The sequence below is a fragment of the Erwinia sp. AK-PDG3-5 genome (assembly GCF_056821705.1).
The window spans coordinates 1,291,349-1,317,775 of sequence record NZ_CM165967.1 but is presented as its reverse complement, the minus strand read 5'-3'; the positions used below and the strand labels follow the sequence as shown (position 1 = coordinate 1,317,775).

Sequence of the window (26,427 nt, the reverse complement as noted above, 5' to 3'; positions counted from 1 at the left end):
CTCTCACCATCAGTTCATCAGGGCGCGATAGCGTTCCCGCAGGCGATGTCGTAACACCATCGCCAGCAGGTTCAGCGCCAGAATTATCGTTACCAGCAACAACGCGGTGGCAAAGACCAGCGGGCGATCCGCCTGAGCATTCGGGCTCTGGAAAGCCAGATCGTAAATCTGGAATCCAAGGTGCATAAATTTACGGTCCAGATGCAAATAAGGAAACACCGCATCGATCGGCAGTTCTGGCACCATTTTCACCACGCCCACCAGCATCAGCGGCGCGGTCTCTCCTGCCGCGCGCGCCACGGCGAGGATCAGGCCGGTCAGCATCGCCGGAACGGCCAGCGGCAGGGTCACGTGCCACAGCGTTTCCGCCTGGGTAGCCCCTAAGGCTAGTGAGCCCTGACGCAGGGATTTAGGAATACGCGACAGGCCTTCTTCGGTGGCGACAATCACCACCGGCAGCGTCAGCAATGCCAGCGTCAGCGAGGCCCACAGCAGGCCAGGCGTGCCAAAGGTAGGGTCGGGCAAGGCATCGGCAAAGAACAGCTTGTCGAGGCTGCCGCCAACCAGCCAGACAAAGAAGCCGAGGCCAAACACGCCGTAAACAATCGAAGGCACGCCCGCCAGGTTTACCACCGCAATCCTCACCAGCCGGGTCATCAGGCCGTTTCCGGCATATTCATGCAGCCAGATTGCCGCGATCACCCCCAGCGGCATCACCACGATCGACATCAGCAGCACCATCAGCACGGTGCCAAATATTGCCGGGAACACGCCGCCTTCGCCCAGGCTGTCGCCCTGGGTGCCGCTGACAAAGTGCCAGATCTGCCAGGCCAAATGCAGCCATTTCTCGCCGTAGCTCATCGCATTGGGATACCAGGCGCCGAGGATCTCGTTCATCGCAATGCGGTGCTGCTGGCCCTGGGCATCCCGCAGGATCAGCACCGTGCTGCTGCTTTCATCATTCAGGTCGCTGAGCTGCTGGGCTTTCTGCACAAACTGACGCTGCAGCTCGGCACTGTCCGCCTGATGGATCGACTGTGCCTGCGCCGTGTACTGGTGCTGTTGCTGGAGATGCCGCTGTTGCTGCGCCAGCTGCTCCAGTTCACTGTTCAGCCTGGCCATGCTCACCCGGCGGATTTTCTCCGCCTGCGACATATGCTGTTGCGACTGTTTTATCCGCTGCTGCAAGGTACGCATCATATTGCGCGCCACCAGCGGCTGACCGTTCTCCAGCAGGCCGTCGAACCAGCCGTACGCCATGCCGCCGGTACGACGTTGCAGCGCGATCACCCCGGTAGGCTGCTCGCTGGACACAATCTGGCTGCTTAAGATGCTGTGAAAATCGGACGCGGCGAAATCGCGGTTGCCGGTTTTAATCAGATAGCGGGTCAGCTCTTGTGGCAGCCCGGCTGGCAACACGCGGCCACTCTCCTCAAGCTGCTGGCGGGAAACCGTCTGTGACTGGGCGACTTCACCCAGCATCTGCGTGGTGCCGACCGTTTGCTGAACCGTATAGAGCGTGACCGGATGCGGCCAGAAATAGGTCATGCCCTGCCAGGCAAGCAGAGCGATCAGCAAAATAAAGGCCAGCAGGCTGACCGCTACCGCGCCACCGGTCAGCCAGCGCCAGCGGTGATTATTCATCACCACACTCATAGCGTCTCCTCCTGCTGACTATAACGCCGGCGAAGGCGCTGGCGGATCAGTTCAGCCAGGGTATTTACCGTCAGGGTAAACACCAGCAGCACCAGCGCGCTTAAGAACAGGATGCGGTAGTGACCGCTTCCGGCAGCCGCCTCGGGCATTTCAATCGCCACGTTAGCCGCCAGGCTGCGCACCCCCTGCAGTAAACCGCCTTCGGTGACCGGCGTGTTGCCCGTTGCCATCAATACAATCATCGTTTCACCCAGCGCCCGACCAAAGCCAATCATCAGGGCGGCGAAAATGCCGGAAGAGGCGCCTGGCACCACCACCCGAGTGAGCGTTTGCCACTGCGTTGCGCCAAGCGCCAGTGAGCCCTGCCCTAGCGATGCCGGCACGCTGAAGATGGCATCTTCCGCCAGGGTGAATATTAACGGCACCAGCGCAAAACCCATCGCCACGCCGGCAATCAGTAAGTTACGTTGTTGATAGCTGCTGCTGAAACGGTCGGCCAGCCCCTGACCAAACAGGCTGTGCTCAATAGCGGGCAGCAACCCCAGGCAGAAGACGCCGGTCAGCAGCATCAGCGGCAGCAGTATCCAGATTTCACGCCCTTCATCACACAGGCGGCGACGCCAGCGCGCAGGCAGTTTCAGCGAGGCCCAACTGCATAAAAGCAGGACGCCAGCCAGCATCAGCGGCAATAACAGCACGCCGAGCAGTTTGTCAGCCAGCTGCGGGGCAAGCCACAATCCGGCAATCAGGCCGATGACCACGCTGGGCAAGGCGCCCATCATCTCGATCGCCGGTTTCACCCAGCGCCGTAAGCCCGGTGCCATAAACCAGGCGGTATACATTGCCGCAGCCAGTGCCAGCGGCGTGGCAAACAGCATCGCCAGGCCAGCCGCTTTTAGCGTGCCAATTACCATGGGGACCAGGCTGAATTTGCCCTGATATTCGTCATTAGCCGAGGTGGACTGCCAGACGTAATCAGGCGATGGATAGTGTTCATACCAGACTTTTTGCCAGAGGTTGCGCCAGCTGATATCGGGCCACGGGTTATCAATTTTGTAATGCTGCAACATGCCGCCGTGCTCCAGCAGCAAACCATCACCCTGCGGCGAAAATGCGCCATTTTCGGCATTGGCAGCAAGCTGGCGTGACAAAATCGCGCCTTTTTGCTTACTGGCATACAGCTTGAGTTCACCGGAGGGGCTGAGCGTGGCAAACACCCGGCGATGCGCCTCGCTGAACAGCAGCCCGCGATCTTCTGCTCCGGCAAACTGGCGGACAGGTTGCAAGTGCGGCCCGGTTTCGCTTGCGATATCAAACCACTGCGCAATCCCATTGGCATCTGACACCAGCAACGAGCTTCCGCCGCTCAGTAAGGCAATTCGCTCGGGTGCGCGGGTTAAGGTGCGCGTGTCGCGCAGAACCGGCCCTTCCGGGGCGATCCGCCAGACGCGGAGAATATTGCCGGCGACGCCGAACAGCAGTTTGCCATCCGGGGAAAGCAGCAGTTGGGTGATGTCCGGCACCGCAAGCGTAAATTTCTCAGGCACAGCGCCTGCCGCATACTGCAACAGCGTGATCTGCTGTGCACTGCCCTGAGCAATCAGCCAGCGATCGTCGGCATGGGCCAGGCTCATGACCGTTGCATTGGCATCGCTGCCCGCTAACGGTCGATCGCCGAGCGGGAACTTCCACACCGGTTCGTCGTGGCTGACCGTTAACTGTGGTTGAACCAGCACCAGCCCGCTGGCGCTATGCAGCAACACGCTGCCGTTATCGGCGGACGTCACGGCACTGACTTCGCCAGCGGCAAGCGGAAAGGCGACGGACGGCGGCTGTGCATCAAGCGGGATAAACATGCCCTGTCCCTGGCGGTCAATTCGCCATGCCCACTTTTGCCGGGTATCCATGCCCAGCGCCACTAACGGTGTTGAGGCGGGCAGCCTGATGGTCTGCGCACTGCCAATCGACGGTGACGAGAACAGCGGCACCACCACCCAGAGCAGCCAGACAAACAGCAGCAGCATCACCAGCAGGATCGCCAGCCCGCAGACTCTGACGACGCGGCGAGTCAGCCGATCAATAAATTGACGGCGCCGGTCGTTGAACTGGGCGGGAATGGGGGTCGAACTCATGCGTTAAGTGCTTTCCTGTGGGCGTTGAAGCCGCTATGTTGCCCGTATGTGGTTAATAAGACAATCAACAATGTCCGTTGGACTTTCCTGCCATACTCTCGCCATAATGAAGTGAGACAATGGCCGGTCAAGGGCAGGATCTTCATACGGAGTAAAAATGGGTCAGGAAAAGCTGTATATAGAAAAAGAGTTGAGCTGGTTATCGTTCAATGAGCGCGTTCTCCAGGAAGCGGCAGATAAATCCAACCCCCTGATTGAGCGTATGCGCTTTTTAGGCATTTACTCCAATAACCTGGAGGAGTTCTATAAAGTCCGCTTCGCCGACCTGAAACGCCGCATTCTGATTGGTGAAGAGCAAGGCATTCCCAATACCCCGCGCCACTTACTGAAAAAAATTCAGGCGAGGGTGTTGAAAGCGGACCAGGAATTCGACGGCCTGTACAATGATTTGCTGCTGGAGATGGCCCGTAATCAGATCTTCCTGATTAACGAGCGCCAGCTTTCGCCAAACCAGCAGAGCTGGTTGCGCCACTATTTCAAACACCAACTGCGTCAGCACATCACGCCGATTCTGGTCAATCACGACACCGACTTGATTGAGTTTCTGAAGGATGACTACACCTATCTGGCGGTAGAGATCATTCGTGGCGATCAGATCAGCTATGCGCTGCTGGAAATCCCGTCAGACAAGGTGCCGCGCTTCGTCAATCTGCCACCGGAAACGCCGCGTCGCCGCAAACCGATGATCCTGTTGGACAATATTTTACGCTATTGCCTGGGCGATATTTTCCGCGGCTTCTTTGATTACGATGCGCTGAACGCCTATTCCATGAAGATGACGCGCGATGCCGAATACGATCTGGTCACCGAAATGGAGTCCAGCCTGCTGGAACTGATGTCATCCAGTCTGAAGCAGCGTTTAACCGCCGAGCCAGTGCGTTTCGTTTATCAGCGTGATATGCCGGATGCCATGGTTGAGATGCTGAGTAAAAAGCTGAACATCACTAACTACGACTCGATTGTGCCGGGTGGCCGTTACCACAACTTTAAAGACTTCATTACCTTCCCTAACGTCGGCAAGGCGAATCTGGTTAACAAACCGCTGCCGCAGTTGCGCCACATCTGGTTCGATCGATTCCGTAACGGCTTTGATGCCATCCGTAATCGCGATGTGCTGCTCTATTATCCCTACCACACCTTTGAACATGTGCTGGAATTGCTGCGTCAGGCGTCGTTTGACCCGGCGGTGTTAGCCATCAAAATCAATATTTACCGTGTTGCCAAGAACTCGCGCATTATCGACGCGATGATCCATGCGGCTTATAACGGCAAAAAAGTCACCGTGGTGGTGGAGCTGCAGGCGCGCTTTGATGAAGAAGCGAATATTCACTGGGCCAAGCGTCTGACGGAAGCCGGCGTACACGTGATTTTCTCGGCCCCTGGACTGAAAATTCACGCCAAGCTGTTCTTAATCTCACGACGTGAAAACGGCGAGATTGCCCGTTATGCCCATATCGGCACCGGTAACTTCAACGAAAAAACCGCGCGTATTTATACCGACTACTCATTGTTAACCGCCGATGCGCGTATAACTAACGAAGTGCGCCGGGTGTTTAACTTTATTGAAAACCCTTATCGCCCGGTTACCTTCGAGCATCTGATGGTTTCGCCGCAGAACTCGCGCCAGATGCTGTACCAACTGATCGACAATGAGATCGCCAATGCGCAGAAAGGCATTCAGGCTGGCATCACGCTTAAAGTGAACAATCTGGTGGATAAAGGCCTGGTCGACAGGCTGTATACCGCTTCCAGCGTCGGCGTGAAGGTCGATCTGCTGATCCGTGGCATGTGCTCACTGATCCCCAATCTGGAAGGCATCAGTGAAAATATCCGCGTAATTAGTATTGTTGACCGCTACCTTGAGCACGATCGCGTCTATATTTTTGATAATGGTGGCGACAAAAAAGTCTATCTTTCCTCAGCTGACTGGATGACCCGCAATATCGATTACCGTATCGAAGTGGCCGTCGCCATTCTTGACCCTATTCTGAAACAGCGGGTGCTGGATATTATTGGCATCCTGTTAAGTGATACGCTTAAAGCGCGCTTCGTAGACAAAGAGTTGAGCAATAAGTATGTTCCGCGCGGCAATCGCCGCAAAGTGCGCGCCCAACTGGCTATTTACGATTACATTAAATCTCTGGAACAACCTGACTAACTCACTATGCCAATATCCCAGAAAAATACGCCCAAACCGCAGGAATTCGCCGCAATCGACCTGGGCTCGAACAGTTTTCATATGGTGATTGCCCGCGTGGTGGATGGTGCCATGCAGGTGCTCGGCAGGTTGAAACAGCGGGTTCATCTGGCCGACGGCCTGGATCACAATAACGTGCTGGGCGAAGAAGCGATTGAGCGCGGGTTAAGCTGCCTGGCGCTGTTTGCCGAGCGTCTACAGGGTTTCAGCCCGGCCAATGTGACCATCGTCGGTACTCACACGCTGCGTGAAGCGGTCAACGCCGAAGATTTCCTGCGTCGTGCCGCCGATGTCATCCCCTACCCGATTGAGGTGATTTCCGGCAATGAAGAGGCCCGTCTGATCTTTATGGGCGTCGAGCACACGCAGCCGGAAAAAGGACGCAAGCTGGTCATTGATATCGGCGGCGGCTCAACGGAAATGGTGATCGGTGAAGACTTCGAGCCCAAGCTGGTCGAGAGCCGCCGCATGGGCTGCGTCAGTTTTGCTAACCTCTACTTTCCTGGCGGCGTGATCAGCAAAGAGAACTTCCGCCGCGCCCGCCTGGCCGCTGCGCAAAAGCTGGAAACCATGGCCTGGCAATATCGCCTGACCGGTTGGCAGTTTGCCCTTGGCGCGTCTGGCAGCATCAAAGCCGCCTGTGAAGTGCTGTTGGCGATGGGCGAGAAAGAGAAGCTCATCACGCCTGAACGCATTGAGATGCTGTACGACGAAGTGATCAAACATAAATCGTTTGATGCCCTGAGCCTGCCCGGCCTGTCTGAAGACCGCAAAGCGGTGTTTGTACCGGGTTTAGCCATCCTCAGCGGCGTGTTCGATGCGCTGGCCATTCGCGAACTGCGTCTGTCGGACGGCGCGCTGCGTGAAGGCGTGCTGTATGAAATGGAAGGCCGTTTCCGTCATCAGGATATTCGCAGCCGTACCGCGCAAAGTCTGGCCAATCATTATGCCATCGACAGCGACCAGGCGCGTCGCGTGCTGGAAACCACCGAAAAGCTCTACCTTCAGTGGCGCGAACAGAATCCGAAGCTGACCAATCCGCAACTTTCAGCCATGCTGAAATGGGCCGCGATGCTGCATGAAGTCGGACTGACCATCAACCACAGCGGCATGCAGCGCCACTCCGCATATATCCTGCAAAATACCAATTTGCCGGGCTTTAACCAGGATCAACAGACGCTGCTGGCAACCCTGGTACGCTTCCACCGTAAAGCGGTGAAAGTCGATGAGATGCCTCGTCTTACCCTGTTCAAGAAAAAGCAGTTCCTGCCGTTAGTGTTCCTGTTGCGCCTTGCCACGCTGCTGAATAATCAGCGTCAGGCCACCAACACGCCGGACGTGCTGAAACTGGATACGGATGATGGCCACTGGACGCTGACTTTCCCGGTCGACTATTTCAGCCAGAACAACCTGGTACAGCTCGATTTAGAACGCGAGCAAAGCTACTGGAAAGAGGTCACTGGCTGGCAGTTAACGATTCAGGAAGAGAACAAGCCATGATTGTCAGGCCCGATGACTACTACACCGAAAAATATCAGCTTTCCCCGACCCATTCCGAAGTGATGGAAGCGCTGCAACTGATAGCACCTGGGCGGGCGCTGGACGTTGGCTGCGGCAGCGGCCGAAATTCGCTCTACCTCAACCTGAAAGGGTTTGAGGTCACTGGCTGGGACAATAATCCGGCCAGCCTGGCGCGTTTGAACCAGATCATTGCCGATGAGCAACTGAGCGGGATCGAGACCGCAGAAAAAGATCTCAACGATCTGCGCTTCAACGGCGGCTGGGATTTTGTGCTGTCTACCGTGGTGATGATGTTCCTGCAGCCGGAAACCATCCCGCAGTTGATTGCCGATATGCAGGCCAGCACAGTCAAAGGCGGCTATAACCTGATTGTTGCAGCGATGGATACCGACGATTATCCGTGCGATCAGGGCTTCCCTTTCGCCTTCAAATCCGGTGAGCTTAGCGACTACTACCGCAAATGGCACATCCTGAAATACAACGAGCATGTCGGTCAGCTGCATCGCACTGACGAGCACGGCAATCGTATTTCGCTGCGCTTTGCTACCTTGCTGGCACAGAAAGAGATCGCTAAAGACTAATCTCTGCAGATTCAGGCTGGCTACATCACTTCTCCACGCCGGCCTGAATCATTTCCTGCAACGGCCTTGCCGCACCGATCGCTTCCCCCTGAAAATAATCCACTCCGAGCTGGCGCAGCGCCTGTTCGGTTTCCGGTGAATTTACGCCACAGGCAATAATGCCCATGCGCTTACTTTGTGCCAGCGCACAGATTGCCGCTATCACCTGATAATCCAGGCAGTTATGCAGCATACTGCTGATAAAGCGCGCGTCCACTTTAAGCATATCGCCTTCCAGCTCTTTCAGCCTGGCGTAGCCGGCAAACTCACTGCCAAAATCAGTGACCACCACCCGGCAGCCCAGTTGCAGCAGCTGTAAAGCGGAACGCCCGCCCCATCTGGCCTGATTCATCAGCGGCGAATCCGCCACCTGGATAATCAACTGCCAGGGCTGCAGGTCATAAAGTTCCAGATACCCTTTGATCTCGTTGGCCAGCGTGGGCCGGCACAAGCTGGAAATGAACAGGGTCACGGCAAAACGGCTGACGGCAAGCCGATCCCGCTGCCGGTCGGCAAAGGCCAGCACGTGCTCGAGCGTCCAACGATCCACTTCCCAGCTCAACCCCAGCTCATTCAGTTTCTCCGGGGATAGCGTCTGTCCTGAGCTGTCCTGCATGCTGAGCGAAAGGTCGTAGTAATCATCTCCCCGCACGCCCTGTACCCGCTGCGCCAGGAGCGGATAGCCCTGATTCCGCAGCCTGTCGCGGATCTCGTCCATCACCGCCACCTTTTCTGCGATCAGGCGCTGAACCGGCAGACTGTTATTACGCAGCAAGCTTTCCGCAATACCGGTTCTGAGCGATTGTTCGGCCATGGCGCTCATCTCGCCCAACAGCTCGTAAAGATGCGTCACCGGGCGGCGGACGGTGCAATAACTGATGCCTATATCGGGATGGATCGGCAGACCTTCCCAGCGCAGATGGAACGCTTTCAGACTGGCCTCAATGCTTTCTATACGTTGCTGGCGAGCGGTGTAATTAAGCCTGATCGCCAGATCAAAGCCGGGCAGCTGGTAGACATCCTCGCCCGGCTGCAGGTCACTGAGCAGATAGTTCGCCAGGCTGCGCTTGTACTGGATGCGCAACCGTAATCCATACATACGGCTGAGCGTGTCGAGTTCAGGAATGCTCAGATAAAACAGAATGTTCAGCGGGGTTTCATTTAAATCCGCGTTGAGTGCGCGCAAATTGGGTAAGTTAAAAACCGGATCGCTTAAGGCGGCAAGCCTGGTTTTGAGTAAGATCCGCCGCTGGCGGGTACTGATTGCCGCCATCATCAGAATTGTCAGACTAAATACCAGCAGGTTCGCCGACATCACCGCCAAATGGTAGGGCTCGGTCTCAGCACAGAGAAATCGGTCACGTAACTGGTACAGCACCACCAGCAGCACAGCCCAACTCAATGACGTGAAGAGGTAGCCAAACCGCATCGCTGACCACAGCATCAGCGGCAGCAGCAAAGGAAGGCCATAATCGCTGGCCAACAGGTTGTCTTCGCTTTGCTGCATCAGCAGCAACATCACCAACAGAAACGCCACCAGCGAGAGCCAGGCCACGCACTCATACCGGTGGAGATTGGCCGCCCGTTGACGGGTGAGCCGACAATAGATCACCCGAATAAATCGTGGCTTGCGGAGGCAACGGATAGCAAAGTAGTAAATCTGCACCATCGTCACGCAGGACAGCAGTACGGATTGATAATTCAGCAGCGTGTGCAGGGTGAATAAGCCAGGGGTGAAAACCGTGCCATCAAGCGCGACCACACCTGTTGTTGCCACGCCCTGCATGCCCAAGATGAAAAGTGTCGGCGTCAAAAATGCCAGCCAAACCAGGCGCACCTGTGTCAGGCTCAGGCCACCATAATCTGCCTTGTAGCGTTTACCAGCATGAAACTTATAGCCCTTCAGACCCAGCGCCAGCACGGCAAGCGTCACGCCAATAATCAGCACGGCAGGCAGCGGGCTAAAGCGGGAGAAATAGTAGAGGCTCAGCACCAGCGCAATACCCGGCATCGCACGCCAGTCAAAAACCAACAGCATGGCAATGTACATAGCCAGCGGCAGGTAGATGAGATAGACATAGCCGCCATCCACCACCAGGCGGATGGAGAGTTGGGTGGAAAGCGGCATCAGTAGCAACGGCAAAATCAGCGGTAATCCGAAGACGCTTTGACTGAAGCGAGAGATCCAGTTAGTGATATTCATGGTGCTCGACAGGTTGGCAAAAACGTCAGGCCGTAACAGGTCTTTGCACGTTTCTTGTGATGGATTCGGTTATAGTAAAGTCAGCAGTTAAGGAAAAATTGATTTCAATCAAACCTGGCTGATTTGCTGTCGTTAATGCCGACGCGTTTAAGCAAATGATCGTTTAGCCTTGTCAAAATCTGATTTGGGGCAATCTGTTGGCCAGCGCGCAGCCTCAACGTTGACCTGCTGGGCTGGCTGTGCCTAAATTGTATTAATGCCTGCGGGCTAATTTCAGGAACCGTTGCGTGAATAGCGCTATGTCATTTAGAAAACGTCGTAAAACCAGCCATATGACTCGAATTATATTGCTGGTGAGCTTTATTATCTTAGTGGGGCGGTTAATTTTTGTGGTGCCCGGCGCCATCAAACATCATCAGCAAAAAAATCAGGACGTTGCTGTGCCTACCGTCATAACGAAATAATCGGCTCTGTCATCGTATTCCCCCCAGGGAGTTGCTATAAAAATGCGACTTCTCTCACTCTTTTGCCTGATTTGAGCAATACTTACCGTCTCGCTCGTCTTTTGCCAGACACAAGGGAATTTTTATGTCTGTAGCCTTATCCCATGCCCAGCAACTTGCTGAAATCCGCGGCCGTATCCTCAATTTGCTGTTAAATGACGGCGATCTGGTCGATACGCTGCTTGAACGTCCGCTAAATGAAACACCTGCCGAAGCCAGGGCGCACGAGGAACAGGCGGAAGAAATCAGACAGTATATTCCCCTGCTGCACGCCGCGGATATTGCTGACCTGCTGGAAGCCCTGCCGGAAGATGAACGCCTGGCATTGTGGCATCTGATTGACACCGAGCGCCGCGGGATGGTGCTGGTCGAAGCCTCTGAAAGCGTCTGGGACAGCCTGATCGAAGAGATGAGCGACCGCGATTTGCTGCGCGCCATCGCCCCGCTGGATATTGATGAGCAGGTTTACCTGTCAAAATATCTTTCGCGGGATTTAACCGGCCGACTGCTGACCTCCCTGGATCCGGCGTTACGCTCCCGCGTGCTGGAAGTCATGGATTTCGATCGCGATCGCGTCGGTCGCATCACCGACTTCAAGCTGATCACCATGCCTGCCGACGTAACCCTTGCCACCGTGCAGCGTTACCTGCGGCGTAAAAAATCCATTCCCGATGGTACCGATAAGCTGTTTATCACCGATGAGCACAACACCCTGCTAGGTGAACTGGCGCTGACTGACATTCTGCTGAACAAGCCGAAGAAGATGGTTCATGAAGTGATGAACGACAAGCCGACCACCTTCCGCATCGATGATAAGGCGGAAGATGCCGCCGGGGCCTTCGAACGTTATAACCTGATCTCTGCGGCGGTAATTGATGCCAAGGGCAAGTTAATGGGCCGCGTGACCATCGAGGATGTGGTCGACCTGGTTAACGAAGAAAACGACAGCAACATCCGTAAAATGGGTGGGGTGAACCCGGATGAGGACGTGTTCGCGCCGGTACGTAAATCGGTGCGCACGCGCTGGACCTGGCTGGCGGTGAACCTGTGTACCGCGTTTGTCGCCTCACGGGTGATTGGATTATTTGAAGGCACCATTTCGCAAATCGTCGCGCTTGCGGCACTGATGCCGATTGTCGCGGGCATCGGCGGCAATACCGGTAATCAGACCATAACCATGATTGTCCGTGCTCTGGCATTGCACCAGGTCGAACCGGGCAACTTCTCCTTCCTGATTGGCCGTGAGCTTGGCGTCGCGCTGATTAACGGAGTGTTCTGGGGAGGCATTATGGGCGGCGTCACCTGGGCGATGTATGGCAATCCGGCGCTTGGCGGCGTGATGATGCTGGCGATGGTGCTGAATCTGTTGCTGGCCGCGTTAATGGGTGTGCTAATCCCGTTAATGATGACCAAATTCAAAAGGGATCCCGCGGTCGGTTCCAGCGTATTAATCACCGCGCTGACCGACACCGGCGGCTTCTTTATTTTCCTCGGTCTGGCGACGATTTTCCTGATCCACTAACCGGTCATTCTCCGCCCAGCTGCCTGATAACGGACATAAAAAAGCCCACGATTACGCGGGCTTTAGTCTCAACGTTCAGAACGGGTTAGCTGAATGCTATTCCCACTCAATCGTCGCCGGGGGTTTGCCGGAGATATCGTAAACCACACGGGAGATACCGTTGATTTCGTTGATGATGCGGTTAGAGACGCGGCCGAGGAATTCATACGGCAGGTGCGCCCAATGCGCGGTCATAAAGTCGATGGTCTCTACGGCACGCAGAGAAACAACCCAATCGTATTTACGGCCATCGCCCATCACGCCTACGGAACGCACTGGCAGGAACACGGTGAACGCCTGGCTGACCTTGTTGTACAGGTCGGCTTTATGCAGCTCTTCAATAAAGATGGCATCCGCACGACGCAGCAGGTCACAGTACTCTTTCTTCACTTCGCCCAACACGCGAACACCCAGACCTGGACCCGGGAACGGGTGACGGAACAGCATGTCGTGAGGCAGACCTAATTCCAGACCGATTTTGCGCACTTCGTCTTTGAACAGCTCTTTCAGCGGCTCAACCAGACCCAGCTTCATCTCTTTCGGCAGTCCACCCACGTTGTGGTGCGACTTAATCACGTGCGCTTTGCCGGTGGCAGATGCAGCAGACTCGATCACGTCCGGATAGATGGTGCCCTGAGCCAGCCATTTCACGTCCTGCAGCATGGTGGCATGCTCGTCGAACACTTCAACGAAGACGCGGCCAATGGTCTTGCGCTTCGCTTCAGGCTCGTCGATGCCCGACAGCGCATCAAGGAAACGGTCTTCAGCGGCAACGTGAATGATATTCAGACCGAAGTGGTCACCGAACATATCCATCACCTGCCCGGCTTCGTTCAGACGCAGCAGGCCGTTGTCCACAAACACGCAGGTCAGACGGTCGCCAATCGCGCGGTGCAGCAGCATCGCGGTCACAGAAGAATCCACACCGCCAGACAGGCCGAGAATGACCTTGTCGTCGCCCACCTGCTCACGCAGACGCTCAACGGTATCTTCGATGATTTTTGCCGGCGTCCACAGCGCTTCACATTCACAGATATCGCGAACAAAACGCTCCAGCAGACGCAGGCCCTGACGGGTATGCGTCACTTCCGGGTGGAACTGCACGCCATACAGACGCTTCTCTTCGTTGGCGATAATTGCAAACGGACAGGAATCCGTGCTGGCAACGGTGACGAAATCAGCCGGGATAGCAGACACTTTGTCGCCGTGGCTCATCCAGACATCCATCAGCGGCTTGCCATCTGCGCTCAGGGAATCTTCGATGCCACGGGTCAGTGCGCTCTGCAAGGCAATTTCAACCTGTGCATAGCCAAATTCACGCTCGTTAGAGCCTTCCACTTTGCCACCCAGCTGCATTGCCATGGTCTGCATGCCGTAGCACACGCCCAGCACCGGCACGCCCGCATTGAAGACATACTCAGGCGCACGTGGGCTTGCGTGCTCGGTGGTGCTTTCCGGACCACCAGAAAGGATGATGCCGTTCGGGTTGAACCCGCGGATCTGCTCTTCGGTGACATCCCACGCCCACAGTTCACAGTAGACGCCCAGCTCACGCACGCGGCGTGCAACCAGCTGCGTGTACTGCGAGCCGAAATCAAGGATCAGAATGCGATGTTTATGAATATTTTCCGTCGTCATTGGGCTATTCCAGGGCGATATAACAAATTCAGGGAAAAGGAGTAAAACGCCCGGCTAAGCCGGGCGTGGGGTTCTGCGATGTTACGAACCCATACGGTAGTTCGGGGACTCTTTGGTGATCGTCACATCGTGAACGTGACTTTCCGAAATACCGGCGCCGCTGATGCGGACAAATTCTGCTTTGGTGCGCAGGTCGTCGATGGTAGCACAACCGGTCAGACCCATACAGGAGCGCAGGCCACCCATTTGCTGGTGAACAATCTCTTTCAGACGGCCTTTGTAAGCCACACGGCCTTCAATCCCTTCCGGTACCAGTTTGTCCGCCGCGTTGTCGGTCTGGAAGTAACGGTCAGAGGAGCCTTTGGACATTGCGCCCAGCGAACCCATGCCACGGTAGGATTTGAATGAACGGCCCTGATACAGCTCGATTTCGCCCGGAGATTCTTCGGTACCGGCCAGCATTGAGCCAACCATGACCGCGCTTGCGCCGGCAGCGATGGCTTTAGCGATATCGCCCGAGAAGCGGATACCGCCATCGGCGATAACCGGAATCCCGGTGCCTTCCAGCGCTTCAACCGCGTCGGATACCGCAGTAATCTGAGGCACACCGACACCGGTCACAATACGCGTGGTACAGATGGAACCCGGACCGATGCCGACTTTCACTGCGCTGACGCCAGCTTCAACCAACGCCAGTGCGCCTGCACCGGTCGCCACGTTGCCGCCGAGGATCTGCAGATCGGGGTATTTCGCACGGGTTTCACGGATACGTTGCAGAACGCCTTCAGAATGGCCGTGTGAGGAGTCAATCAGCAGCACGTCAACACCCGCAGCCACCAGCGCATCAACACGCTCTTCGTTACCGGCTCCGGCACCCACCGCAGCACCCACACGCAGACGGCCATGCTCGTCTTTACAGGCGTTAGGTTTACGTTCGGCTTTCTGGAAGTCTTTCACGGTGATCATGCCCAGCAGATGGAATTTATCATCCACCACCAGCGCTTTCTCTACGCGTTTTTCGTGCATTTTGTGCAGAACCACTTCGCGGGCTTCGCCTTCGCGAACGGTAACCAGACGGTCTTTCGGGGTCATTACCGCCGAAACCGGCAGGCTCAGGTCGGTCACAAAGCGCACGTCACGACCGGTAATGATACCGACCAGTTCGTTGTCGCCGTTAACCACCGGGTAACCAGCAAAGCCGTTACGTTCGGTCAGCACTTTCACATCGCTCAGCGCGGTGGTTGGCAGAACGGTCTGTGGATCGGTGACCACACCACTCTCATGCTTTTTCACCTTGCGAACTTCTTCCGCCTGGCGCTCGATGGGCATGTTTTTGTGGATAAAGCCGAGTCCACCTTCCTGTGCCAGTGCGATAGCCAGACCCGCTTCGGTCACGGTATCCATAGCAGCGGAAAGCATTGGGATGTTCAGACGGATAGATTTGGTAAGCTGGGTGCTGAGGTCAGCCGTGTTTGGTAAGACTGTGGAGTGAGCAGGAACGAGCAAAACGTCGTCGAAAGTCAGGGCTTCTTTAGTGATTCTTAGCATGGCAATATCTCAACCTCAGGGTGAATGAGAACTTGTAAAATATTGCCGCGGCATTATACAGGCCGTAATCGATTGCCTCCAGCATTATTTACGAAAAGTTCTTGATCCCACCAGTCAGGCCTGTAGTATCGGTCAATTAACCCTCTGATTTAAAGTTTGATCTTCATCACATGTCGCTACCGCCATCAGCCAATATTTTTACCGTCAGCCGTCTCAATACCACAGTGCGCAAGCTGCTGGAGATGGAAATGGGCCAGGTCTGGCTGAGTGCTGAAATCTCCAACTTCTCACAGCCCTCTTCCGGTCACTGGTATTTCACTCTGAAAGACGATGGCGCTCAGGTTCGCTGTGCGATGTTCCGCAACAGCAACCGGCGCGTGACCTTCCGGCCGCAAAATGGTCAGCAGGTGTTAGTCAGAGCAACCATCACCCTGTATGAACCTCGCGGGGATTACCAGCTGATTGCCGAAAGCATGCAGCCCGCGGGTGAAGGCCTGCTGCAACAGCAGTTCGAGCAGCTGAAGCAGAAGCTAATGAGCGAAGGGCTGTTTGAACAGAGCCACAAACAGCCGTTGCCGGACCCGGCCCGTCAGGTTGGGGTGATCACCTCGTCCACCGGCGCCGCGTTGCATGACGTGCTGCGCGTGCTGCACCGCCGCGATCCCTCCTTGCCGGTGGTGATCTACCCTACCCCGGTTCAGGGCGTGGATGCGCCGGCCAGCATTGTTCGCGCCATCGAAACCGCTAATGCCCGTGCAGAATGTGATGTGCTGATTGTGGGACGCGGCGGCGGCTCCCTGGAAGATCTGTGGAGCTTCAATGACGAGCGGGTTGCCCGCGCGATTTACGCCAGCCGCATTCCGATTGTCAGTGCCGTTGGCCATGAAACCGATGTGACCATCGCCGATTTTGTTGCCGACCTGCGGGCACCGACGCCTTCCGCTGCCGCCGAGTTGGTGAGCCGTAACCAAATCGAACTGCTGCGTCAGCTGCAATCTCAGCAAACCCGGCTGGAAATGGCGATGGATTATTACCTCGCGCAGAAGAGCCGAACCTTCACCCGCATTCAGCATCGTTTGCAGCAGCAGCACCCACAGTTACGCCTGGCCCGTCAGCAGACCGCGCTGATGCGTCTGCAACGCCGTCTGGACGACGCAATGCAGTTACGAGTGCGTCAGGCTGGCCGTCAGCAAGAACGCGCTGAGCAGCGTCTTAGCGCGTTTCAGCCGCAGGCACGCATCCATCGTGCTCAACAGAATCTGCAGCAGTGGCAATACCGTCTGCAACAGGCGATGCAGCAGCAGCTGAATGGCGGTAAACAGCGCTTCTCAACGCTTACCGCGCAACTTGAGGGCGTCAGCCCACTGGCGACGCTGGCGCGTGGGTTTAGCGTCACTACCGCTCAGGATGGCCAGGTAGTGAAAAAGACCCGCCAGGTGCAGACCGGCGACACGCTGAAAACCCGTTTAGATGACGGTTGGGTTGAGAGCGAAGTCACCGCCGTGACCCCCACTAAAAAAGTCCGCCAGCCAAAAAAACCCGCAGCCTGATGGTGAAGCCGCCCGATTGACAGGCGGTACTGACTTCACCGCACAACTCTCCCCTGGCGACTATACTTTTCGCATACTCATCATCGACCAGGGAGTTTGGTATGCACTATGGCGTTATTCCCCCGTACATCCTGCGCAAAATAATCGATAACGGTTCCGGGCAGCAACAAAGCTGTGCGCGCAATACGTTAGTCCACGTTCAGACGCTGATGGCCGAGAACTGGATCAAACCTGAAGGCACAACAAACGCCACGCCCGGCGAGGTCCAGCGGGAAATTTACGATTCAGAACAGACGCAAAATCTGCCCGGTACGCTGGTTCGTCGCGAAGGACAGCCCGCAGGCAGCGATATCGCCTCGACCGAGGCATATGACTATCTTGGTTTTACCTATGATTTCTTCTGGCAGGCCTACCAACGCAACTCGCTGGACAATCAGGGCCTGACGCTGAAAGGCACCGTCCACTATGGCAAAAACTATCAAAATGCCTTCTGGAACGGTCAGCAGATGGTGTTCGGTGATGGAGACGGCGAGATATTTAATCGCTTTACCATCGCGCTGGATGTGGTCGGTCATGAACTGGCACATGGCGTCACCGAAACCGAAGCCGGATTGATTTACTTCGAGCAGGCTGGTGCGCTAAACGAATCGCTGTCGGATGTGTTTGGCTCGCTGGTGAAGCAGTTCCATCAAAAGCAGACGGCCGACCAGGCCGACTGGATTATTGGTGAAGGCCTGCTGGCAGAAAAAATCAAAGGCAAAGGCCTGCGATCGATGTCAGCGCCCGGTACCGCCTATGACGATCCATTATTAGGCAAGGATCCGCAGCCCGCCGACATGAAAGGCTACATCCAGACCCGCGATGATAACGGCGGTGTACACCTCAATTCGGGCATTCCTAACCGCGCATTTTATCTGGCGGCAAAAGCGCTGGGCGGTTATGCGTGGGAACTGGCCGGATACGCCTGGTATGACACGGTGTGTGACAAAACCCTGCCACAGAATGCCGATTTCAAAACCTTTGCTGGTTTCACCATCAAGCATGGCGAGAAACGCTTCAACAAATCCGTCGCACAGGCGATCGAAGAGGCCTGGAAACAGGTTGGCGTACTCTGATGGACAGCTTGCCGGAACTGAGCGATGACGCGGTGATTGATGTGGCGCGTGAAGGAGGCTTTGCTTATATCCCTAAACTGTCGGGACCGCGACGCATCGCGCTGGCACAGCTTAGCGGGCCTCAGCGTGAGCATGTGTGCAATGTTTTGCGTCAGGCGATGCCGCTGGCTGAATCGCCGGCAGAACAGAGCCGGGCCGGGCAAGGCGATCGGCGCTATTACCGCATTGAGATCAGCTATGCCACGCCCGATCGGCTGGGTAACATCGTGATTATCATCGCCGAAGATCAGGCACCGCCGGCGTTGGTACAACTGTGGCAGGACGGTCAATAGCCCTGACCGACAGACAATAAAAAAGCCCCTTCAGTGATGAAGGGGCTTTGTTTTTTCAGGCCTTCAGAGGTTTCCCCCGCAGGACTTATTTATCCAGTGCGTAAGCAATCACGTAGTCGCCACGGTCTGGAGACTGACGGCCACCGCCTGCAGAAATCAGGATGTACTGCTTCCCGTTCTCTGGTGAGACGTAGCTGATTGGCGTACCCTGGCTGCCCACTGGCAGACGCGCTTTCCACACTTCTTTACCGGTTGCGGTATCGAAGGCGCGCAGGTAGTAATCCTGAGTACCGGCAATGAACACCAGGCCGCCCTGAGTGGCCATGGTGCCGCCCAGCGTTGGCATACCGACTGGCATCTGTGCATGCATTTTGATACCAAACGGACCGGTATCCTGCACGGTACCGACCGGCACCTGCCAGACGATTTTCTGGGTGTTCAGGTCGATTGCAGACAGCGTACCGAACGGTGGCTTCTGGCAAGGAATGCCCAGCGGCGACATAAAGCGGTTTTTGTTCACTGCATACGGCGTGCCTTTCATCGGCACCAGGCCCATACCGGTGTTAACGGCTTCGCCACCGTTGTTAACCGCGCCATCTTTCGCCGGTGCCGCAGCAACCATCTGCTGCCACAGACCCAGACGCATATCGTTGACGAACAGGTAGTTATGGTTTGGATCGGTAGACATGCTACCCCAGTTCATCCCGCCCAAAGAGCCCGGGAAGCTGAGGGAGATATCGGTGCCTGGCGGGGTATAAAGCCCGTTATAGCGCATAGACTTGAAGCTGATACGGCATGCCAGCTGATCGAACGGCGTTGCACCCCACATGTCAGACTCTTTCAGCGTTTCGTTGCCGATCTGCGGCATGCCCACTGAACGTGGCTGAGTTTTGGAATACTGCTCGTTCGGAATGTTAGCCGTCGGAACCGCCTGCTCTTCCACTTTGGTCAGTGGCTCACCGGTCAGACGATCGAGAACGTAAATCTGACCAGACTTGGTGCCAATCACCACGGCCGGTTTCTTGCTGCCATCTTTCATCGGGAAGTTGACGAGGCTTGGCTGCATTGGCAGGTCGAAGTCCCACAGATCGTTATGCACGGTCTGGTAAACCCACTTCTCTTTACCGGTCGTTGCATCAACGGCCAGAACCGCTGCGCCGTATTTGTGGTCAAGCTTGGTACGGTTAACGCCCCACAGATCGACAGACGAGCTGCCCATCGGGATGAACACGGTGTTCATGTTCGGGTCGTAAGACATTGGTGCCCATGAGTTAGGCGTGCTGCGGGTGAAGTGTTCGCCCGGCATCAGGATCGCATTTGGATCGTCTTTGCCTGGATCGAATGCCCAACGCATTTTACCGGTGATCACGTCAAAGCCACGCATTACGCCGCCAGGCATATCGGTGCTGACGTTATCCGCCACACGTCCACCCACCACGACGGTGCTGCCAGCCAGCGTTGGCGCTGACGTCAGTACATAGCTTGGGTCTTTTGCATCGCCCATACCTTCACGCAGGTCAACGGTGCCGTTCTTGCCGAAGTCAGCACAGAACTGGCCGTTATCGGCATCCAGCGCAATCAGACGGTCATCAATGGTGTTCATCAGAACACGACGCTGACAGGCAGCGCCTGCAGGCAGATTAACCGGTGCCGGCGCGTTTGAACCCGGCGCAGCAGGCTGCGTCAAGGGTTTGGTGGCATCGAAGTATGCCAGACCACGGCAGCGCATCCAGACGGAGGATTTCGCATTGATGTCCGCTTTCCAGATCTGCTTGCCGGTATCAGCCGCAACGGCAATCACGTTGTTGTGCGGCGTACACAGGAACACGGTGTTACCAACCTGCAGAGGCGTCTGCTGATCTTCCGCACCATTGCCGTCCGGGCTCAGTGGGATATCACCGGTGTGGTAGGTCCAGGCAACTTTCAGATCCTTCACGTTATCGCGTGTGATCTGGTCCAGCGCCACAAAGCGGCTACCGCCAGGGGTATTACCGTAGTTGTCCCAGTCTTTCTGCTGCTGATCTTTCGCAACAGGAACCAGTGGCAATTCCTGACCGTTTGCCACGGTAGGATGCGGTTGGAACATCTGCACCAGCGTGGCCACCAGGCCAACCACCAGTACCGCAGAGATCGCGTAAGCCGGTTTAGCCGCTGATGATTTGCCTTCGCGCTTGCGCAGGGCTGGCAGCGTAATCATCGCCACCAACAGCAGACCGGCCAGCGTCATCAGACGGGAAACCAACGGCCAGAAATCCATGCCCGCGTCCTGCACGGCCCAGATGGCCGAGCCAATGAACACCAGCGCGAAAATCGTCACGGCAGAAGATTTGCGGCGGAAGAATTGAATCGCGGAAAGAACGGTGAACACGCCGGCAATAACGAAATACCAGCTACCGCCCAGTGAAACCAGTTTCCCGCCACCAATCACAAAGAAAAGGCCGGTCGCCAGCAGGATTAACCCGAGCAATACGCACCACAAGCTCAGCCATTTTGATGGCCGGGCATTCAGTTGAGACATGGTAAAAATACTCCTGAACAAAATAGGGCTTCAGCACAATCTTCATTTTGCATCTGTACCGCAAACACCAAGGTTGGCTGGTAGCGGAGGGCGATGAACATTATTCTTAAGTCACTAAACTTATTAACAATTCGATACGGGCTGTCCCCGTCCTGTGTTAGCCAAAGCCCCTGACGACGCCTGTTGCAGGCGGGGTGGCTCTGAAATAACGGCAAAATTGTACCACGTGGTTCGTAAAGGAATAAACACAAACTTAACAAACTTCACACTTCCGGCTCTTTTTGGCAAAAGCAGATAGCACGCGTAGAAAGCGGAAGAAATAGTTCAGCGCCACAATTATCCATTATAGCTGAAGTGATTTTTTTGATATTCGGGAGGCGGGAATAAAATAAACGGAATAAAAAAGGGAGCCAGACGGCTCCCTTAATATCCATTTTACTTTTTCTTCAAATGGCTGATTAAACGCTTACGTTTGCGCAGCTGATTTGGCGTCAGCAGGTTACGTTTGCCTTCGTACGGGTTATCGCCTTCCTTGAACTGAATACGGATTGGCGTGCCCATCACTTCCAGCGAACGGCGGAAGTAGTTCATCAGGTAGCGTTTGTAGGAATCCGGCAGATCTTTCACCTGATTACCGTGAATAACCACAATCGGCGGGTTATATCCCCCGGCGTGAGCATATTTCAGCTTTACACGGCGGCTACGAACCAGCGGCGGCTGATGGTCATCTGCCGCCATATTCATGATGCGGGTCAGCATAGAGGTGTTCACGCGACGCGTGGAACAGTCATAGGCTTCGGTGACCGATTCAAACAGGTTGCCGACACCGCTGCCATGTAAAGCAGAGATGAAGTGTACGCGCGCAAAGTCGATAAAGCCCAGACGGAAGTCCAGCGTCTCTTTCACTTCATCACGCACTTCCTGAGACAGGCCATCCCACTTGTTAACCACAATCACCAGCGAGCGGCCGCTGTTGAGGATAAAGCCCAGCAGCGACAGATCCTGATCGGAAATGCCTTCGCGGGCATCGATCACCAGCATTACCACGTTGGCGTCTTCGATAGCCTGCAGGGTTTTGATTACCGAGAATTTCTCAACGGTCTCCGTTACCTTGCCACGCTTACGTACACCGGCGGTATCAATCAGGATGTATTCGCGACCGTCGCGCTCCATCGGGATATAGATACTGTCACGGGTAGTACCCGGGGCATCAAACACCACGACGCGGTCTTCGCCCAGAATACGGTTAGTCAGCGTTGACTTACCGACGTTAGGACGACCGACGATGGCCAGTTTGATCGGCAGATCCAGCGGGTTGAAGTTGTCTTCAGCTTCCGCTGCTTCGATTTCACCCTGCTCTGCCGCTTCCAAATCAGCCCAGTAAGCGGCGTTCTCTTCTTCTTCGGTCAGCGGTGCAGACTCTTCCACGACTTCGCGGTAAGGCTCCAGCACATCTTCAAGCAGGCTTGCGACGCCGCGGCCATGAGAAGCAGCAATCGCATGGATCTCGCCCAGGCCTAACGAATAGAAATCCACCACGGCAGAATCAGGATCCAGACCGTCAGTTTTGTTCGCCACCAGGAAAGTCGGTTTTTCGCGCGAGCGTAAATGCTGGGCGATAGCGATATCAGCAGGCATCAGGCCGGCACGGGCATCAACCATAAACAGCACCACATCGGCTTCTTCAATCGCCAACAGGGACTGCGCGGCCATGCGCGTTTCCACACCTTCTTCGTTACCATCAATACCGCCGGTATCGATGCAAATAAACTGCTGCCCTTCGACCTCAGCACGACCATATTTACGGTCACGCGTCAGTCCAGGAAAATCCGCCACCAGCGCATCTCGCGTATGCGTTAAACGGTTAAACAGGGTGGATTTTCCCACATTGGGACGCCCGACCAGCGCGACCACAGGTACCATATTGAAGCCTCATGACAAAAATTAAGCGCCTGACATACATACTATTCATGCACGACAAACAAAAAGAGTGCTGACGCACACGCAGGCTGAAGGCGTAGAGGATACCACGCCCAGAGAAAAACGAAACGGCCCCTGACGAATCAGGAGCCGTTTAAGACCAGAACAGCGGGTGAAAGTTAGCGGGTAAACGCGTAAACTTCGCCGCCTTTTGCCTGGATCAGTAACTTATCGCTGGCGACGACCGGTTCAGTCTGGAAGCCGGAGCTGTCGACGTTCTGCTGAGCAACGAAGCGACCGTCATCGGTATTAATCCAGTGCAGATAGCCTTCGCTATCGCCGACAACCAGATAGCCATTGTACAGCACAGGCGAGGTCAGGTTACGGTGCAACAGATCGCTCTGGCGCCAGATGGTCACGCCACCTTCGGTATTCAGGGCTACCACACGGTCATCCTGATCGACCAGGTAGATACGGCCGCCATCAACGATCATATCGTGCACGGAGCCAATTTCACGCTTCCACAGGATCTGACCAGAACGCAGGTCCATCGCGGTCAGGTTGCCGTTGTACGCCAGGGCATAAACCACGCCATTGACCACCACCGGCGTGGTATCTACGTCAGACAGGCGATCGATTTCTGTGGCGCCGCTTGGCTGGGAAATACGCTGCTGCCAGATAATCTGGCCCTGGTTCATCATCACGGCGCTCACGCGACCGTTATCACCGCCAACAATCGCCGCACCGAAGGCCGCTGTAGGCGCAGACTCACCGCGCAGGGAAAGCGCCGGCACGTCGAGGTTCACCGACCACTTAATGGCACCGCTGGTCTGATCCAACCCCTGCAGCATGCCGTTACTGGTGTGAATCAATACCAGGCCATCGCTGACCACCGGACGGGACAGCACTTCGCCGGCCGCCTGGGTCTGCCAGGCAACGGAGCCGTCGCTGGTGTTCAGGGCATAGACCTGAGCACGTTCGCTACCGAGGTAGACATGACCACCGTCAACCGTCACGCCACCTGAAATCAGCGCAGGACGATTGCTGGAGAAGAAGCCGGTTTTTTCTGACAGGTCAACTTTCCACTGTTCTTTACCGTCGCCCGCGTTCAGTGCTTTCACAATGCCATGGCGATCGGCGGCATAAACCGTACTGTCTGCCCAGCCCGGATGCAGGTTGGAGTAGTAATCACCTACACCATCACCTACTGAGGTGCTCCAGACTTTTTCCGGGGTAAACTGATTTTCAACTTTTGGTAACGGTGACATTTTGACGACGTCTTCTTCACCGCTAAACCATGAACATCCGCTGAGCAAAGTGACTGAAATCAGTCCCGGCAGAAGTATCTTACGCAATTCCATGAAATCCCTCTTGAGCCTGTGGAGGCAATTTTATACCGCGGGTAAACTTAGCCGGGTAAATTATTCATTTTCATCTGCAGCATCTCTTTCAGCGCCGGAGACGCGTCAGAGTCAATGCCTTTGCTCCAGGCATCGTGGGCGCCTTTGGTGTCGCCTTTGCTGAGCAGGGCTTCACCACGCACGTCAGCCACGATAGCTGTCCAGCCGTCACCTTTGATTAAATCGAGGGTTTTTACCGCCTCATCAGGTTTCTTCTGCTGCAGCTGAATACGCGCCAGGCGCAGATTCAACACGGCTTGCAGGTTCGCGTCTTTAGTATCTTTCAGGCCACTTTGCAGCTGGGCTGCGGCTTGATCCAACTGGTTGCCGTCCGCGTAGCGCTTGGCCACGTCCAGAGAAGCCAGCGCACCGTAGGTGTTGCTGTTTTCACTGGCAAATTTGGCCGCAGCTGCCAGCGTTTCTGGCTTGCTGCTATCCAGCGCGCCAGACACCTGCTGATAAGCTGCGGAGGTTTCACGGCTGCTGCCATCTTCATGGCTGCTCCAGTAGCGCCAGCCGGCCAGGGCACCGATACCAATAATGACGCCGATAACCAGTGCTTTACCGTTCTGGGCAAAGAAACCGCGTAACGCATCAACCTGTTCGTTTTCGTTGCTATAGACTTCCACGCAAACCTTCTCCTTTAAAACCGCGATACCGCTTTTGGCTTATTTCAACATCGCTGCCAGTGTGGCTGCAGCATCACGTTGCGCCAGCGTCTGTTGCTCGCCATTGCGCAAATCTTTAATAGTCACCTGCCCGTTGGCAACTTCATCTTCGCCAAGCATCAGTGCAACGCGAGCGCCCCACTTGTCCGCACGAGCGAACTGCTTCTTGAAATTACCGCCGCCGAAGTTAGTCATTAACTTCAGTGTCGGGTCTGCATCACGAATCTGCTCGGCCAGTTGCATGGCGGCCGACTGCACGCCTTGACCCGAAGCGATAACATAGACATCGACAATTCGCGTCGGTTCAAATTCCGGATTAACTGCCTGAACCAGCAGCACCAGACGCTCCAGACCCATCGCAAAACCGACGGCTGGGGTCGCACGACCGCCGAGCTGTTCAACCAGACCATCATAACGGCCGCCACCACAAACGGTGCCCTGTGAGCCCAGACTGGTGGTCACCCACTCAAAGACGGTGCGGTTGTAGTAATCCAGCCCGCGCACCAGACGCTGGTTAAGGGTATAGGCGATACCCGCAGAGTCCAGCAGTTCACACAGGCCAGCAAAGTGCTCGCGTGATTCGGCATCCAGATAATCGCTTAACTCCGGTGCCGCGTTCAACAACGCCTGAATATCCGGGTTTTTGCTGTCCAGCACACGCAGCGGATTGGTGTACATACGGCGCTTGCAGTCTTCATCCAGCACGTCCTGGTGTTGTTCCAGGAAAGCGATCAGCGCATCACGATAGTTAGCACGCGCCTCCAGTGAACCAATTGAGTTCAGCTCCAGCTTAACGTGTTCAGAAATGCCCAGCGCTTTCCACCAGCGCGCGGTCATCATGATCAGCTCAGCATCAACGTCAGGACCCTGAAGGCCGAAGACTTCCACACCCATCTGATGGAACTGGCGATAACGGCCTTTCTGCGGGCGCTCGTAGCGGAACATCGGTCCCACATACCAGAGACGCTGCTCCTGATTGTACAGCAGACCATGTTCGATACCGGCACGTACGCACCCTGCCGTGCCTTCCGGACGCAGCGTCAGGCTCTCACCGTTGCGGTCTTCGAAGGTGTACATCTCTTTTTCAACCACGTCGGTGACTTCACCGATGGCGCGTTTGAACAAAGGGGTCTGCTCTACAATCGGCAGGCGGATTTCACTGTAACCATAGCTGGCCAGCACCTGCTTGAGGATCTGCTCAATGCGTTGCCATACGACGGTTTCCGCGGGGAGGTAATCATTCATGCCACGGATAGCCTGGATATTCTTCGCCACTTTTTTTCTC

At 55.7% G+C, this 26,427-nt stretch carries 18 protein-coding genes; 8 read left to right on the top strand and 10 right to left on the bottom strand.

The window, feature by feature from the left end; genetic code table 11:
• Nucleotides 1-9: 9 nt before the first annotated feature.
• Entirely contained in the window at nt 10-1,656 is a 1,647-nt protein-coding gene (pstA, locus tag AC1UKS_RS05995; protein ID WP_482436102.1) for a phosphate ABC transporter permease PstA, read from the bottom strand.
• Complete coding sequence (locus tag AC1UKS_RS05990; protein ID WP_482436101.1) at nt 1,653-3,788, bottom strand: ABC transporter permease subunit; 2,136 nt, start codon at nt 3,786-3,788, stop codon at nt 1,653-1,655. The genes pstA and AC1UKS_RS05990 overlap by 4 nt, the downstream gene beginning before the upstream one ends.
• A 157-nt stretch (nt 3,789-3,945) precedes the next feature.
• On the opposite strand from AC1UKS_RS05990, the gene ppk1 reads away from it, so the two are divergent.
• From ppk1 to tehB, 3 genes are read left to right on the top strand one after another with little or no spacing between them, the layout of a single operon-like run.
• Nucleotides 3,946-6,006 (top strand): polyphosphate kinase 1, encoded by a 2,061-nt coding sequence (gene ppk1, locus AC1UKS_RS05985; RefSeq protein ID WP_013203375.1) that lies wholly within the window; start codon nt 3,946-3,948, stop codon nt 6,004-6,006.
• A 6-nt stretch (nt 6,007-6,012) separates the two neighbouring features.
• Nucleotides 6,013-7,545: an exopolyphosphatase gene (ppx, locus tag AC1UKS_RS05980; protein WP_105760877.1), complete on the top strand. Its 1,533-nt coding sequence runs from the start codon at nt 6,013-6,015 to the stop codon at nt 7,543-7,545.
• Nucleotides 7,542-8,147: a tellurite resistance methyltransferase TehB gene (gene tehB, locus AC1UKS_RS05975; protein WP_265911252.1), complete on the top strand. Its 606-nt coding sequence runs from the start codon at nt 7,542-7,544 to the stop codon at nt 8,145-8,147. The genes ppx and tehB overlap by 4 nt, the downstream gene beginning before the upstream one ends.
• 25 nt (nt 8,148-8,172) lie before the next feature.
• On the opposite strand, the gene AC1UKS_RS05970 is transcribed toward tehB, so the two are convergent.
• Nucleotides 8,173-10,389: an EAL domain-containing protein gene (locus AC1UKS_RS05970; RefSeq protein WP_482436100.1), complete on the bottom strand. Its 2,217-nt coding sequence runs from the start codon at nt 10,387-10,389 to the stop codon at nt 8,173-8,175.
• Between the two features lie 287 nt (nt 10,390-10,676).
• Here AC1UKS_RS05970 and AC1UKS_RS05965 point away from each other — a divergent pair, with 287 nt between their 5' ends.
• Both AC1UKS_RS05965 and mgtE read left to right on the top strand, forming a co-directional pair.
• Nucleotides 10,677-10,853, top strand: coding sequence for a YfgG family protein (locus AC1UKS_RS05965; RefSeq protein WP_013203380.1), 177 nt, complete (start codon nt 10,677-10,679; stop codon nt 10,851-10,853).
• Nucleotides 10,854-10,977: 124 nt separating this feature from the next.
• Complete coding sequence (gene mgtE, locus AC1UKS_RS05960; protein WP_013203381.1) at nt 10,978-12,414, top strand: magnesium transporter; 1,437 nt, start codon at nt 10,978-10,980, stop codon at nt 12,412-12,414.
• Between the two features lie 96 nt (nt 12,415-12,510).
• Here the strand turns inward: mgtE and guaA are convergent, their stop codons facing one another.
• Nucleotides 12,511-14,091, bottom strand: coding sequence for a glutamine-hydrolyzing GMP synthase (gene guaA, locus AC1UKS_RS05955; RefSeq protein ID WP_482436099.1), 1,581 nt, complete (start codon nt 14,089-14,091; stop codon nt 12,511-12,513).
• 81 nt (nt 14,092-14,172) lie between these two features.
• Complete coding sequence (gene guaB, locus AC1UKS_RS05950; RefSeq protein WP_013203383.1) at nt 14,173-15,639, bottom strand: IMP dehydrogenase; 1,467 nt, start codon at nt 15,637-15,639, stop codon at nt 14,173-14,175.
• A 170-nt stretch (nt 15,640-15,809) separates the two neighbouring features.
• Here guaB and xseA point away from each other — a divergent pair, with 170 nt between their 5' ends.
• The 3 genes from xseA (at nt 15,810) to AC1UKS_RS05935 (ending at nt 18,636) form a co-directional block, all read left to right on the top strand.
• Nucleotides 15,810-17,189, top strand: coding sequence for an exodeoxyribonuclease VII large subunit (gene xseA / locus AC1UKS_RS05945; protein ID WP_482436098.1), 1,380 nt, complete (start codon nt 15,810-15,812; stop codon nt 17,187-17,189).
• Between the two features lie 101 nt (nt 17,190-17,290).
• Nucleotides 17,291-18,304: a M4 family metallopeptidase gene (locus tag AC1UKS_RS05940; RefSeq protein ID WP_482436097.1), complete on the top strand. Its 1,014-nt coding sequence runs from the start codon at nt 17,291-17,293 to the stop codon at nt 18,302-18,304.
• Entirely contained in the window at nt 18,304-18,636 is a 333-nt protein-coding gene (locus AC1UKS_RS05935; RefSeq protein WP_482436096.1) for a protealysin inhibitor emfourin, read from the top strand. Before AC1UKS_RS05940 ends, AC1UKS_RS05935 begins: the two co-directional genes overlap by 1 nt.
• Before the next feature lie 85 nt (nt 18,637-18,721).
• On the opposite strand, the gene AC1UKS_RS05930 is transcribed toward AC1UKS_RS05935, so the two are convergent.
• The 5 genes from AC1UKS_RS05930 to hisS all read right to left on the bottom strand — a co-directional run bounded on the left by AC1UKS_RS05930 (nt 18,722) and on the right by hisS (nt 26,417).
• Complete coding sequence (locus tag AC1UKS_RS05930) at nt 18,722-21,154, bottom strand: glucose/quinate/shikimate family membrane-bound PQQ-dependent dehydrogenase (RefSeq protein WP_134822564.1); 2,433 nt, start codon at nt 21,152-21,154, stop codon at nt 18,722-18,724.
• A gap of 435 nt (nt 21,155-21,589) precedes the next feature.
• Nucleotides 21,590-23,077 carry a ribosome biogenesis GTPase Der gene (der, locus tag AC1UKS_RS05925; protein WP_013203388.1) on the bottom strand — a complete coding sequence of 496 codons (1,488 nt, stop codon included), beginning with the start codon at nt 23,075-23,077 and terminating at the stop codon, nt 21,590-21,592.
• 176 nt (nt 23,078-23,253) lie between these two features.
• Entirely contained in the window at nt 23,254-24,435 is a 1,182-nt protein-coding gene (bamB, locus tag AC1UKS_RS05920; RefSeq protein ID WP_013203389.1) for an outer membrane protein assembly factor BamB, read from the bottom strand.
• A 47-nt stretch (nt 24,436-24,482) separates the two neighbouring features.
• On the bottom strand, nt 24,483-25,103 hold the full coding sequence (locus AC1UKS_RS05915) for a YfgM family protein (RefSeq protein ID WP_013203390.1): 621 nt from the start codon (nt 25,101-25,103) through the stop codon (nt 24,483-24,485).
• Between the two features lie 39 nt (nt 25,104-25,142).
• Complete coding sequence (gene hisS, locus AC1UKS_RS05910; RefSeq protein ID WP_482436095.1) at nt 25,143-26,417, bottom strand: histidine--tRNA ligase; 1,275 nt, start codon at nt 26,415-26,417, stop codon at nt 25,143-25,145.
• Between the last annotated feature and the right edge of the window lie 10 nt (nt 26,418-26,427).

Bases quoted from the DNA above. Each gene is read 5' to 3' on its own strand.
- pstA (WP_482436102.1), bottom strand. From the start codon at position 1,656: ATGAGTGTGGTGATGAATAATCACCGCTGGCGCTGGCTGACCGGTGGC.
- AC1UKS_RS05990 (WP_482436101.1), bottom strand. From the start codon at position 3,788: ATGAGTTCGACCCCCATTCCCGCCCAGTTCAACGACCGGCGCCGTCAA.
- ppk1 (WP_013203375.1), top strand. From the start codon at position 3,946: ATGGGTCAGGAAAAGCTGTATATAGAAAAAGAGTTGAGCTGGTTATCG.
- ppx (WP_105760877.1), top strand. From the start codon at position 6,013: ATGCCAATATCCCAGAAAAATACGCCCAAACCGCAGGAATTCGCCGCA.
- tehB (WP_265911252.1), top strand. From the start codon at position 7,542: ATGATTGTCAGGCCCGATGACTACTACACCGAAAAATATCAGCTTTCC.
- AC1UKS_RS05970 (WP_482436100.1), bottom strand. From the start codon at position 10,389: ATGAATATCACTAACTGGATCTCTCGCTTCAGTCAAAGCGTCTTCGGA.
- mgtE (WP_013203381.1), top strand. From the start codon at position 10,978: ATGTCTGTAGCCTTATCCCATGCCCAGCAACTTGCTGAAATCCGCGGC.
- guaA (WP_482436099.1), bottom strand. From the start codon at position 14,091: ATGACGACGGAAAATATTCATAAACATCGCATTCTGATCCTTGATTTC.
- guaB (WP_013203383.1), bottom strand. From the start codon at position 15,639: ATGCTAAGAATCACTAAAGAAGCCCTGACTTTCGACGACGTTTTGCTC.
- xseA (WP_482436098.1), top strand. From the start codon at position 15,810: ATGTCGCTACCGCCATCAGCCAATATTTTTACCGTCAGCCGTCTCAAT.
- AC1UKS_RS05940 (WP_482436097.1), top strand. From the start codon at position 17,291: ATGCACTATGGCGTTATTCCCCCGTACATCCTGCGCAAAATAATCGAT.
- AC1UKS_RS05935 (WP_482436096.1), top strand. From the start codon at position 18,304: ATGGACAGCTTGCCGGAACTGAGCGATGACGCGGTGATTGATGTGGCG.
- AC1UKS_RS05930 (WP_134822564.1), bottom strand. From the start codon at position 21,154: ATGTCTCAACTGAATGCCCGGCCATCAAAATGGCTGAGCTTGTGGTGC.
- der (WP_013203388.1), bottom strand. From the start codon at position 23,077: ATGGTACCTGTGGTCGCGCTGGTCGGGCGTCCCAATGTGGGAAAATCC.
- bamB (WP_013203389.1), bottom strand. From the start codon at position 24,435: ATGGAATTGCGTAAGATACTTCTGCCGGGACTGATTTCAGTCACTTTG.